The sequence below is a fragment of the Sanguibacter suaedae genome, from assembly GCF_016342785.1.
In the GTDB taxonomy this organism is placed as follows: Bacteria; Actinomycetota; Actinomycetes; order Actinomycetales; family Cellulomonadaceae; genus Sanguibacter; species Sanguibacter suaedae.
In genome coordinates this window covers 91,189-102,961 of sequence record NZ_JAEINH010000005.1, presented here as the reverse complement: position 1 = coordinate 102,961, position 11,773 = coordinate 91,189, and the positions used below count along the sequence as shown (strand labels likewise).

Sequence of the window (11,773 nt, the reverse complement as noted above, 5' to 3'; positions counted from 1 at the left end):
CTGGCATGCTGAACGCATGAGCGACGAAGAAGCCCCGATGACCGTCCCCCAGGGGATCCCCGCCGTCGAGGCCTCGACCCCGGCGCCCGAACCCGTCTCGAGCGAGGTCCTCATCATCACCGGGATGTCCGGCGCCGGGAGGTCCCGGGCAGCCATGGTCCTCGAGGACCTCGACTGGTACGTGGTCGACAACCTCCCCCCGAAGATGCTCATCCCCCTCGTGGACATGATGACGCGGTCGGGGTCGGCCATCACGCGGGTGGGCGCAGTGGTCGACGTGCGGGGTCGGGAGTTCTTCAACGACCTCACCGACGTGCTCGCACGTTTCCGCAAACGCGGCATCGCGTACCGGATCCTCTTCCTCGACGCGTCCGACGAGGTCCTGGTGCGCCGGTTCGAGCAGGTCCGCCGACCGCACCCCCTCCAGGGTGAAGGCCGGATCCTCGACGGGATCGGGAACGAGCGGAACCTCCTGCGGGCCATCCTCGAGCGTTCCGACGTCATCGTCGACACCTCCGAGCTCAACGTCCACGACCTCGCACGCGAGGTGCGCAGCGCCGTCGGTGGGGCGAGCCAGGAAGGGTTGCGCATCAACGTCGTCTCCTTCGGCTTCAAGTACGGCATCCCGCTCGACGCGGACCACGTCGTGGACATGCGCTTCCTGTCCAACCCCTACTGGATCACCGAGCTCCGGCACCTCACCGGACGTGACGCACCGGTACGTGACTTCGTGCTCGCGCGGCCCGGCGCGCAGGAGTTCGTCGAGCGGTACGTCGCTGCCCTCGAGCCCGTGCTCTCCGGCTACCTCAACGAGGAGAAGCGCTACGTGACCATCGCCATCGGCTGCACCGGCGGCAAGCACCGCTCCGTCGCGGTGAGCGAGGAGATCGCCCGGATCCTCCGGGAGCGCGGCCACCGCGTGGCGGTCACCGCGCGAGACCTCGGCAAGGAGTGACCCCGGGGATGCCTGCGCCGCTCACCCCAGCCGTCGTCGCGCTCGGAGGAGGTCACGGTCTCTCCGCGAGCCTCTCCGCGCTCCGGCTCATGTCGGACCGTCTCACCGCGATCGTCACGGTTGCCGACGACGGGGGCTCCTCCGGTCGTCTCCGCAAGGAGCTGGGCGTCCTGCCGCCGGGCGACCTCCGGATGGCGCTCGCCGCGCTGTGCGACGACTCCGACTGGGGTCGCACGTGGCGGGACCTGCTCCAGCACCGCTTCACGTCGTCGGGGGACCTCGACCAGCACGCCGTGGGCAACCTCCTCATCGTGGCGCTGTGGGAGCTCCTGGGTGACCAGGTCGAGGGTCTCGACTGGGTGGGAAAGCTCCTCGGGTCGCGTGGGCGGGTGCTGCCGATGGCGTCCGTCCCGCTGTCGATCGAGGCGGACGTCAGCGTCGGCGGCGAGGTGGTGACGGTCGTCGGGCAGGCGCAGGTGGCGTCGACCCGCGGACGCGTCGACACCATCCGGCTCATCCCGGCGACCCCGCCCGCGCCGCAGGAGGCCGTCGACGCCGTCATGGCGGCCGACTGGGTGGTGCTCGGGCCGGGGTCCTGGTTCTCGTCGGTCATGCCGCACCTCATGGTCCCGGACCTGGCGAGGGCGTTGCACGAGACCCGCGGGCGCCGGTGCCTGACGCTCAACCTGTCGAGCGACACCGACGAGACGCAGGGCATGACGACGACCGAACACCTCCGTGCGCTCTCGAGGCACGCCCCGGACCTGCGCATCGACGCGGTCGTCGCCGACCCGTCCGCCGTCGACGACCCGGAGCTCCTCGCCGACGAGGCCGAACGGATGGGTGCGACTCTCCTCATGCGGCAGGTCCGGCGCGGGGACGGATCCGCCCAGCACGACTCGCTCCGCCTCGCGGCCGCGTACCGGGACGTGTTCGACAGGTTCCTGGGAGATGTGGGGACCGTCTCCGGGTGACGTGTCGGTGCGTGCTCCCGGGGGTGGCAGGATTGCCCCCATGGCTCTCACGGCACAGGTGAAGGACGAACTCGCGCGGGTCAAGGTCGACAAGACCTCGCACCGCAAGGCCGAGGTGTCCGCGACCCTCCGGTTCGCGGGAGGCCTGCACATCATCTCCGGGCGCATCGTCATCGAGGCGGAGCTCGACGCCGGTGTCGCGGCGCGTCGGCTGCGCCAGGCCATCACGGACGTCTACGGGCACACGAGCGAGATCATCGTCGTCTCCGCCGGTGGGCTGCGGCGGAGCAGCCGGTACGTCATCCGCGTCGTCAAGGACGGCGAGTCGCTGGCGCGCCAGACCGGTCTGCTCGACAACCGGGGCCGCCCGGTCCGGGGGCTGCCCCCGCAGGTCGTCTCGGCGGGCGTGGGGGAGGCGGAGGCCGCGTGGCGCGGCGCGTTCCTCGCCCACGGGTCGCTCACCGAGCCCGGCCGGTCGTCCGCGCTCGAGGTGACGTGCCCCGGCCCCGAGGCGGCGCTCGCGCTCGTCGGTGCCGCGCGGCGCATCGGGATCTCGGCGAAGGCGCGGGAGGTGCGCGGGGTCGACCGGGTCGTGATCAGGGACGGGGAGGCGATCGGGGTCCTCCTGGGTCGGCTCGGCGCGCACGACGCCGTGACGGTGTGGGAGGAACGGCGACAGCGACGGGAGGTCCGCGGGACCGCGAACCGGCTCGCGAACTTCGACGACGCCAACCTGCGGCGTTCCGCCCGGGCGGCCGTCGCCGCGGGTGCGCGCGTCGAGCGGGCCTTCGAGATCCTCGGCCCGGACCTGCCGGACCACCTGCGCCAGGCCGGCGAGCTGCGCCTGGCGCACAAGGAGGCGTCGCTCGAGGAGCTCGGGCAGTACGCCGACCCGCCCCTCACCAAGGACGCCGTCGCCGGACGGATCCGAAGGCTGCTGGCGACCGCCGACAAGCGCGCGCAGGAGCTCGGGGTGCCCGACACCGAGGCCGGCCTGAGCGCGGACCTCCTCGACCTCTGAGGCGTTCGTCCGACGAGAGGACGGGACGTCTCAGAAGGACGATGGTCCTCACAGAACCTCCCTGAGGGGTATAGGCTCAAGAGGTCCGGTCAACCGGGTGCTGGCCCCGAGCCACGTGCTGAGAGGCGAGTCCCGAGAGGCTCCGGACACCACCCTACGTACGTCGACGTACGTGACGTTCGTCAACAACCGTGTGCGTCGGTACCCTCCGGCGCGCCCCCGAGGAGGGCACAGTGACCATCCGCGTCGGAATCAACGGCTTCGGTCGTATTGGACGTAACTTCTTCCGCGCCATCGTGGCGTCCGGTGCAGACATCGAGATCGTCGGTGTCAACGACCTCACGGACAACAAGACCCTCGCGCACCTGCTCAAGTACGACTCCGTCCTGGGTCGTCTCGCAGCTGACGTGACCTACGACGATGACTCGATCTCCGTCGACGGCAAGAAGATCAAGGCTCTCGCAGAGCGCAACCCCGCAGACCTCCCCTGGGGCGCGCTGGGTGCCGACATCGTCATCGAGTCGACCGGCTTCTTCACGGACGCCACCAAGGCCAAGGCGCACATCGAGGCCGGCGCCAAGAAGGTCATCATCTCCGCTCCCGCCAGCAACGAGGACGGCACCTTCGTCATCGGCGTCAACGAGGGCGACTACGACCCCGAGACGATGCACATCATCTCCAACGCGTCGTGCACCACGAACTGCCTCGCCCCCATGGCGAAGGTCCTCGACGAGGCCTTCGGCATCGAGCGCGGCCTCATGACGACGATCCACGCCTACACGGGTGACCAGAACCTGCAGGACGGCCCGCACAAGGACCTCCGCCGTGCCCGCGCCGCCGCGCTGAACATCGTCCCCACCTCGACCGGTGCGGCGAAGGCCGTGGCGCTCGTCCTCCCGCAGCTCAAGGGCAAGCTCGACGGCTACGCGCTCCGCGTGCCCGTGCCCACCGGCTCCGCGACGGACCTCACCTTCACCGCCGGCAAGGACGTCACCGTCGAGTCCGTCAACGCCGCGATCAAGGCTGCCGCCGAGGGCCCCCTCAAGGGCATCCTCGTCTACACCGAGGACGACATCGTCTCGTCCGACATCGTCACCGACCCCGCATCGAGCATCTTCGACGCGAAGCTCACCAAGGTGATCGGCGACCAGGTCAAGGTCGTCTCCTGGTACGACAACGAGTGGGGCTACTCGAACCGCCTCGTGGACCTCACGGTCCTCGTCGGCGAGAAGCTCTGACCCTCGCCTAGCGAACGGTCTCGGGTCACTCCCCGAACTCTCTGAAGCGTCCGCGTGAGTGATGAACCAACCGGTACTCGTCACTCACGCGGACGTTCGCATGTCCGCACCCTGAACTTGGAGAACCCATGAAGACGCTCGAGGACCTCGGCGACCTGCGCGGCAAGCGCGTGCTCGTCCGCTCCGACTTCAACGTGCCGCTGGACGGCGCGACCATCACCGACGACGGCCGTATCCGCGCGGCCCTGCCGACGCTCAAGTCCCTCGTCGACGCTGGCGCGAAGGTCGTCGTCACCGCCCACCTCGGACGCCCCAAGGGTGCGCCCGACGCGAAGTACTCGCTCGCGCCCGTCGCCCAGCGCCTCGGTGAGCTCCTCGGGGCTCCCGTGACCCTCGCGGAGGACACCGTCGGGGACTCCGCCCGGTCGACCGTCGCGGCTCTCGGCGAGGGTGAGGTCGCGCTCCTCGAGAACATCCGCTTCGACGCCCGCGAGACGTCGAAGGACGACGCCGAGCGTGCCGCGCTCGCCGACGACCTCGCGGCCCTCGCCGACGCGTTCGTCTCGGACGGCTTCGGTGTCGTGCACCGCAAGCAGGCGTCGGTGTACGACGTCGCGCTCAAGCTCCCGTCCGCCGTCGGTGCGCTCGTCCTCAAGGAGGTCGACTCCCTGAAGAAGGCGACGGAGTCGCCGGAGCGCCCCTACGTCGTCGTCCTCGGCGGCTCCAAGGTGTCCGACAAGCTGGGTGTCATCGCCAACCTCCTCACCAAGGCGGACCGCCTGCTCATCGGTGGCGGGATGGTCTTCACCTTCCTCGCCGCCAAGGGCTACTCGGTCGGCAACTCGCTCCTCGAGGCCGACCAGGTCGAGACGGTCAAGGGCTACCTCGCCCAGGCCGAGGAGGCGGGCGTCGAGATCGTCCTGCCGACGGACATCGTCGTCGCCGACGAGTTCAAGTCCGACTCGCCCGCGAGCGTCGTCGCCGCCGACTCGATCCCTGACGGCAAGATCGGCCTGGACATCGGCCCGGATTCCCAGAAGCTCTTCGCGTCGAAGCTCGCCGACGCCAAGACCGCGGTCTGGAACGGCCCGGCCGGTGTGTTCGAGTTCGAGGCGTTCTCCGGCGGCACCCGCGCGGTCGCCCAGGCGCTCGTGGACGCCACGGCGTCGAACGGTGCCTTCACGATCGTCGGTGGCGGTGACTCCGCGGCCGCCGTGCGCATCCTCGGGTTCGACGAGGCCGGCTTCAGCCACATCTCCACGGGCGGTGGCGCCAGCCTCGAGTTCCTCGAGGGCAAGTCGCTGCCCGGCATCGCCGTGCTCGACGCCTGACCGTCCCGTCCCTCCATCGAAGAAGGTAGGCACACAGTGGCCAACGCACGCACCCCGCTCATCGCGGGCAACTGGAAGATGAACCAGGACCACCAGGAGGCCATCCACCTGGTGCAGAAGCTCGCCTGGGCGCTCAAGGACGGCAAGCACGACTACTCCGCCGTCGAGGTGACCGTCCTCGCGCCGTTCACCGACCTCCGCAGCGTCCAGACGCTCGTCGACGCCGACAAGCTCGAGCTGAGCTACGGCGCGCAGGACGTCTCCCAGCACGTCTCCGGCGCCTACACGGGCGAGATCTCGCCAGTGTTCCTCGCCAAGCTCGGCGCGAAGTACGTGGCCGTCGGCCACTCCGAGCGCCGGCAGTACCACGGCGAGGACGACGCCCTCGTCAACGCGAAGTCGAAGGCGGCCCTCGCGCACGGCCTCGTCCCGATCATCTGCGTCGGGGAGGCCCTCGAGGTCCGCAAGGCGGGCGACCAGGTGGCCCACACGCTGGCGCAGGTGGACGGCGCCCTCGACGGACTGAGCGCGGAGGACGCCTCGAAGGTCGTCATCGCGTACGAGCCCGTGTGGGCCATCGGCACCGGTGAGGTCGCCACCCCGCAGGACGCGCAGGAGGTCGCCGGCGCGATCCGCGCCCGTCTCGCCGAGCTCTACTCGAGCGAGGTCGCGGACGCGGTGCGCGTCCTCTACGGCGGTTCCGTGAAGTCCGGAACCATCGCCGAGCTCATGAAGGAGACCGACGTCGACGGTGCCCTCGTCGGTGGCGCGAGCCTCGACGCCGAGGAGTTCGCCAAGATCGCCCGGTACCAGGCGCACGCCGGCGCCTGACCGACACGTGGCGCGGGGCCGCGGGGGGCGGCGCGGGGGGCCGGGCCCCCGGCGACGCGTCGCTCGGCCCGTTCCCGGAGATCCGATCAGCGACATGGTGGATCGGACTCCGGATCGTGGCCTAGTCTTGACCACGGTGCGGGCAGCCCCGCGCGCGAGATCCCGCTCCTCCCGGAGCGTGACCCCTTGAGCTAGAGGAACGAAGACCCTGTGGACATCCTGCGCATCTCCCTCGAAGTCGTCCTGGTACTCACGAGCGCCTTCCTGACGCTCCTGATCCTCATGCACAAGGGGAAGGGCGGGGGCCTCTCCGACATGTTCGGCGGCGGCGTCTCCAGCAGCGCAGGGAGCTCCGGGGTCGCCGAGCGCAACCTCAACCGCATCACCATCGGCTTCGCGCTCGTGTGGTTCGCCGCCGTGGTGCTCCTCGGTCTCATCCAGAAGGTCGCCGTCTAGCTCGAGTTCGTCCGCTCTCCCGGAGGTGTGCAGTGGCTGGTGGTAGTGCGATCCGAGGATCGCGTGTAGGAGCAGGGCCGATGGGCGAGGCCGAGCGTGGTGACACCGCTCCTCGGTTCTTCGTGCCGTACTACTGCGTCAACGGGCACGAGACGCGCCCCAGCTTCTCGATCGAGGCGAACGTCGTAGCCCCCGAGGTGTGGGACTGCCCGCGCTGCGGACTGCCGGCGGGTCTCGACGCGGAGAACCCTCCTCAGCCGTTCCGCAACGAGCCCTACAAGACGCACCTCGCATACGTGAAGGAGCGACGCAGCGACGAGGACGGCGAGGCGCTCCTCGACGAGGCGCTCGCTGCGCTCCGCGCCCGCCGGACGCGCCGCTAGAGCTCGGAGGACGCCGCCGCGTCGAGCAGCCAGAGGGTCCGCGACGTCCCTGTCGCTCCCGCGGCCGGGGCTTCGTCGCGCGGAGCGCCTCCGAGCGCGGCCGCTACGGCACCGGCCTTCTCAGCTCCTGCAGCCACCACCCAGACCTCCCTGGAGGCCTGGATCGCCTCGAAGGTGAGAGAGACGCGCTCCGCGGGCGGCTTCGGCGAACCGTGCACGCCCACGGTCGACGCACCGGTGGCCCGGAGGGCCTCGTGCCCCGGGAACAGGGACGCGACGTGGGCGTCGGGCCCCATGCCGAGGAGGGTCACGTCGAACTCGGGGACGGGAGCACCGTCCGTCGCGTGCTCGGCGAGCTCGGAGGCGTAGAGATTCGCGGCCCCTTCCGGGTCGAGATCGCCGACGGCCGCTGGCATGGCGTGGACGTTCTCCGCCGGGAGGAGGTCCAGGGCGTCCAGGAGGGCGTCGCGTGCCTGTGTCTCGTTGCGGTCGGCGTGCCCGGGCGGCAGGAATCGCTCGTCACCCCACCACACGTGCACCTGCGACCAGTCGACGGCGTCACGCACAGGATTGGCGGCGACGGCCGCCAAGGTCCTGATGCCCACCGTCCCCCCGGTGGCGACGACGTGCACGGGGGAGCGCACCGATTGGACGTCGAGGATCCGGGTGAGGAGTCGTGCCGCGGTGGCCTCTGCGAGGACCTCAGCCGTGGGGTGGACGACCACCAGGTGCCCGGTCACGCGTCAGCGTCCACGGTCGTGAGCCCGCTCGAGAGGACGTCGCTGTACACCTCGTCGGGGTCGAGCCGTCGCAGCTCTTCCGAGAGGCACTCCCGGAGCTGCCTGACGGGCAGGGCGATCCGGTGGGACGGTTGCCCCGGCTGCGACAGGATCGCCACGGCGCCGTCCGGCCTGTCGAGGACGATGTCACCGGTGCGGCGCCTGAGCACGACCTTGGTGATAGCGTGCGCGGAGGCGTCCCGATGCGTCGTCACGGGGCACGCGAGGTAGTGCCCCAGCCACGCGGCGAGGAGGTCGACCGACGGGTGAGACGCGTTCCCCTCGACGACGACGGCCTCGACGGGCTCGAACGGCGCCTGGTCGAGCGCCGCGGCGAGGAGCCCACGCCAGACCGTGACCCGCGTCCAGGCGAGGTCGATGTCCCCGGGGGAGTGGTTCTCGCGGAGCGAGCGGAGGCTCTCCCGCGGCGAGGCGCAGTTCATCGTGTCGGTGATGCGGATCTTCGCCATCGCCCCGATGAGGTCCTTCGAGGGGTTGGTCGGGATCTCGTCCGGCCACCAGGCGACGATGGGCGCGTCGGGCAGCAGGAGCGGCATGACGAGCGTGTCGGTGTGCTCGGCGACGGCACCGGAGGGGCGGAGCACGATGACCTCGCTCGCGCCGGCGTCCCCACCGACGCGGATCTGGGCGTCGAGTCCGTCGGTGGTGCGCCCCCGGGCGGTGGCGAGGACGACGATGCGGCACGGGTGCTCACGGCTGGCGTCGTTGGCGGCGTCGATGGCCTCCTCTATGCCCTTCTCGTCGGCCATGATGACGAGGGTGAGGACACGACCGAGGGCGATCGCGCCGCCCTCCTCGCGGATCTTGATGAGGCGCTTGGCCACGGCCCCGGCGGTGGTCTGCGGGATGTCGATGATCACGGGTGGTCCTCCGTCAGGGGCGGGTCTGTGCCGGGCGGGCGAGCGCTCCCGCGGGAGCGTGGGGCGAGGTCACGGGCGTCGCCAGACGCGGCCGTCGCGGGCGAGCATCTCGTCGGCCGAGTCGGGTCCCCAGGTGCCGGAGCGGTAGGGCTCGGGCTTGCCCTCCTTCTCCCAGAACGCGGTGATCGGGTCGAGGATCTTCCAGGAGAGCTCGACCTCCTCGTGGCGGGGGAACAGGGGCGGGTCGCCGAGGAGGACGTCGAGGATGAGCCGCTCGTAGGCCTCGGGGGAGGACTCGGTGAACGCGTGCCCGTACCCGAAGTCCATGGTGACGTCACGGACCTCCATCGCGGTCCCGGGGACCTTCGCGCCGAGCCGGAGGGTGACGCCCTCGTCGGGCTGGATGCGGATGACGATGGCGTTCTTCCCGAGCTCCGACGTGGCCGTCGACTCGAACGGGAGGTGCGGGGCCGGCTTGAACACGACCGCGATCTCCGTGACGCGGCGTCCCAGACGCTTGCCGGCACGCAGGTAGAACGGGACCCCCGCCCATCGACGTGTGTCGATGTCGACGCGGATCGCGGCAAAGGTCTCGGTCGCTGAGTCCTCGCTGATGCCGTCCTCGTCGAGGTAGCCACGGACCTCCTCGCCGCCCTGCCACCCGGCCGAGTACTGGCCGCGGGCGGTGTGCTCACCGAGGTCGGCGGGCAGGCGCATCGCGGAGAGGACCTTGATCTTCTCGGCGATGAGGTCGTTCGCGCTGAACGAGACCGGTTCCTCCATGGCGGTCAGCGCCAGGAGCTGGAGCAGGTGGTTCTGGATGACGTCGCGGGCGGCCCCGATGCCGTCGTAGTAGCCGGCGCGGCCACCGATCCCGATGTCCTCGGCCATGGTGATCTGGACGTGGTCCACGTAGTTGGCGTTCCAGATCGGCTCGTACATCTCGTTGGCGAAGCGCAGGGCGAGGAGGTTCTGGACCGTCTCCTTGCCGAGGTAGTGGTCGATGCGGAAGACCGAGTCCGGCGGGAAGACCTCCGAGACGACGTCGTTGAGCTCGCGGGCGCTCTCGAGGTCGTGGCCGAACGGCTTCTCGATGACGACCCGCCGCCACGCGTCCTCGCTGGACTCGGAGAGACCGGAGCGGGCGAGCTGCTTGCACACCACGGGGAACGAGCTGGGCGGCACCGAGAGGTAGAAGGCGTGGTTGCCGCCGGTACCCCGGATCTCGTCGAGCTCCGCGACGGTCGCACTCAGGCGCTCGAACGCGTCGTCATCGTCGAAGGTGCCCTGGACGAACCGGATGCCCTCGGCGAGCTGGTTCCACACGGACTCGCGGAACGGTGTGCGTGCGTGGGCCTTCACCGCGTCGTGGACCACCTGCGCGAAGTCCTGGTCCTCCCAGTCGCGTCGGGCGAAGCCCGTGAGCGCGAACCCAGGGGGGAGGAGACCTCGGTTGGCGAGGTCGTAGACCGCGGGCATGAGCTTCTTGCGTGCGAGGTCGCCGGTGACCCCGAAGATCACGAGCCCGCACGGTCCCGCGATGCGTGGGAGGCGCAGGTCCCGCGGGTCCCGCAGCGGGTTGGAGTCGGCGGTGATGTTCGCGGGTCTCACGGGTGGGCACCAATCGTGGTCGGGACGAGGTCGAGCGGGTCAACGGCAGGTCAGCGCGGTGCTGCGGCGTGCGGACGGAAGGGCTCCCCGGTACCGCCGGGGAGCCGAGCCGTCCATCAGTTTCTACAGCAGGCCGCGCTGCGGCGGGAAGCGCGTCTCACGCACGGGTGCGGGAGAGCCCGTCCGTGACCGTCGCGAGCAGCTCCGTCCAGCTCGTGACGAACTTCTCGAGCCCCTCCTCCTCGAGGCGCTCCGTAACCTCGCCGAGCGAGATGCCGAGGGAGTCGAGCGTCTCGAGGGTCGCCCGGGCTTCGTCGAGGGCCGGGGTGATCGTGTCGCCCGTGATGGTGCCGTGGTCGGCGACGGCCTCGAGCGTGGCCTCCGGCATGGTGTTCACGACACCCGGTGCGACGAGCTCGGTCACGTAGAGGGTGTCCGGGTACTGCGGGTCCTTGACGCCGGTCGACGCCCAGAGGGGACGCTGGGGCGTGGCACCGGCCTCGGCAAGTGCCTTCCACCGGTCCCCGGCGAGCGTGTCGAGGTGGACGCCGTAGGCGAGGCGCGCGTTCGCGATCGCGACCTTGCCGCGGAGGCCTGCCGCCTCGTCGGTGCCCATCTCGTCGAGCGCGGCGTCGACCGCGGCGTCCACGCGCGACACGAAGAACGAGGCCACGGAACCCACGCGGGAGACGTCCAGGCCCGCGGCCACCGCCTGCTCGAGGCCCGTGAGGTACGCGTCGATGACGGCGCTGTACCGCTCGAGGGAGAAGATGAGCGTGACGTTGACGCTGATGCCCGCCGCCACGGTCCGGGTGATCGCGTCGAGGCCCTCGACCGTCGCCGGGATCTTGATGTAGAGGTTGGGGCGGTCGACGAGCGTCCACAGGCGCTCGGCGAGCGTCGCGGTCCCCTCGGCGTCACGCGCGAGGCGCGGGTCGACCTCGATGGAGACGCGGCCGTCCACCCCGCCGGTCGCGTCGTAGACCGGGCGCAGGATGTCGCAGGCCTCCCGGACGTCGTGCGTGGTGACCGCCCACACCGCGTCGTCCGGGTCGGCACCGGCGACGGGCGCCTCGAGGCCCCGGAGCTGCTCGTCGTAGCTGCTCCCCTGGGCGAGGGCCCCGGCGAAGATCGTCGGGTTGGTGGTCACCCCGACCACCCCGCGGGTCTCGACGAGACCCGCGAGGTTGCCGGAGGTGATCCGGTCACGGGAGAGGTCGTCCAACCAGATGGCGACCCCCTCTGCTGTGAGCCGTGCGGTGCGCTCGGACTGCTGAAGGGTGCTGTTCTCTGGTGCCACGATGACCTCTCCT

At 70.6% G+C, this 11,773-nt stretch carries 12 protein-coding genes; 8 read left to right on the top strand and 4 right to left on the bottom strand.

Annotated features, from left to right (window positions below):
• The first annotated feature begins 16 nt into the window (after nt 1-16).
• The 8 genes from rapZ (at nt 17) to JAV76_RS07720 (ending at nt 7,189) form a co-directional block, all read left to right on the top strand.
• Nucleotides 17-955 (top strand): RNase adapter RapZ, encoded by a 939-nt coding sequence (gene rapZ, locus JAV76_RS07755; protein WP_198733470.1) that lies wholly within the window; start codon nt 17-19, stop codon nt 953-955.
• A gap of 8 nt (nt 956-963) precedes the next feature.
• Nucleotides 964-1,929, top strand: a complete 966-nt coding sequence (locus tag JAV76_RS07750; RefSeq protein ID WP_198733469.1) for a gluconeogenesis factor YvcK family protein — start codon at nt 964-966, stop codon at nt 1,927-1,929.
• Nucleotides 1,930-1,969: 40 nt separating this feature from the next.
• Nucleotides 1,970-2,950, top strand: coding sequence for a DNA-binding protein WhiA (whiA, locus tag JAV76_RS07745; RefSeq protein ID WP_198733468.1), 981 nt, complete (start codon nt 1,970-1,972; stop codon nt 2,948-2,950).
• Between the two features lie 233 nt (nt 2,951-3,183).
• Complete coding sequence (gene gap / locus JAV76_RS07740; protein ID WP_198733467.1) at nt 3,184-4,188, top strand: type I glyceraldehyde-3-phosphate dehydrogenase; 1,005 nt, start codon at nt 3,184-3,186, stop codon at nt 4,186-4,188.
• Between the two features lie 128 nt (nt 4,189-4,316).
• Nucleotides 4,317-5,519 (top strand): phosphoglycerate kinase, encoded by a 1,203-nt coding sequence (locus JAV76_RS07735; protein ID WP_198733466.1) that lies wholly within the window; start codon nt 4,317-4,319, stop codon nt 5,517-5,519.
• 36 nt (nt 5,520-5,555) lie between these two features.
• Nucleotides 5,556-6,350 carry a triose-phosphate isomerase gene (tpiA, locus tag JAV76_RS07730; protein WP_198733465.1) on the top strand — a complete coding sequence of 265 codons (795 nt, stop codon included), beginning with the start codon at nt 5,556-5,558 and terminating at the stop codon, nt 6,348-6,350.
• Between the two features lie 210 nt (nt 6,351-6,560).
• Entirely contained in the window at nt 6,561-6,806 is a 246-nt protein-coding gene (secG, locus tag JAV76_RS07725; RefSeq protein ID WP_198733464.1) for a preprotein translocase subunit SecG, read from the top strand.
• Between the two features lie 32 nt (nt 6,807-6,838).
• Nucleotides 6,839-7,189 (top strand): RNA polymerase-binding protein RbpA, encoded by a 351-nt coding sequence (locus tag JAV76_RS07720; RefSeq protein ID WP_198733463.1) that lies wholly within the window; start codon nt 6,839-6,841, stop codon nt 7,187-7,189.
• Here JAV76_RS07720 and pgl read toward each other — a convergent pair.
• The 4 genes from pgl to tal all read right to left on the bottom strand — a co-directional run bounded on the left by pgl (nt 7,186) and on the right by tal (nt 11,760).
• A complete protein-coding gene (pgl, locus tag JAV76_RS07715; protein ID WP_198733462.1) occupies nt 7,186-7,929 on the bottom strand; it encodes a 6-phosphogluconolactonase in 744 nt (247 codons plus the stop codon). The genes JAV76_RS07720 and pgl overlap by 4 nt on opposite strands.
• Nucleotides 7,926-8,849, bottom strand: a complete 924-nt coding sequence (locus tag JAV76_RS07710; protein WP_198733461.1) for a glucose-6-phosphate dehydrogenase assembly protein OpcA — start codon at nt 8,847-8,849, stop codon at nt 7,926-7,928. Before JAV76_RS07710 ends, pgl begins: the two co-directional genes overlap by 4 nt.
• 69 nt (nt 8,850-8,918) lie before the next feature.
• A complete protein-coding gene (gene zwf, locus JAV76_RS07705; RefSeq protein WP_198733460.1) occupies nt 8,919-10,460 on the bottom strand; it encodes a glucose-6-phosphate dehydrogenase in 1,542 nt (513 codons plus the stop codon).
• Between the two features lie 157 nt (nt 10,461-10,617).
• Nucleotides 10,618-11,760 carry a transaldolase gene (tal, locus tag JAV76_RS07700; RefSeq protein WP_198733459.1) on the bottom strand — a complete coding sequence of 381 codons (1,143 nt, stop codon included), beginning with the start codon at nt 11,758-11,760 and terminating at the stop codon, nt 10,618-10,620.
• Nucleotides 11,761-11,773 lie beyond the last annotated feature (13 nt).

What these genes read in the sequence shown, in the direction of transcription:
- rapZ (WP_198733470.1), top strand. Translation starts at nt 17, where the DNA reads ATGAGCGACGAAGAAGCCCCGATGACCGTCCCCCAGGGGATCCCCGCC.
- JAV76_RS07750 (WP_198733469.1), top strand. Translation starts at nt 964, where the DNA reads ATGCCTGCGCCGCTCACCCCAGCCGTCGTCGCGCTCGGAGGAGGTCAC.
- whiA (WP_198733468.1), top strand. Translation starts at nt 1,970, where the DNA reads ATGGCTCTCACGGCACAGGTGAAGGACGAACTCGCGCGGGTCAAGGTC.
- JAV76_RS07735 (WP_198733466.1), top strand. Translation starts at nt 4,317, where the DNA reads ATGAAGACGCTCGAGGACCTCGGCGACCTGCGCGGCAAGCGCGTGCTC.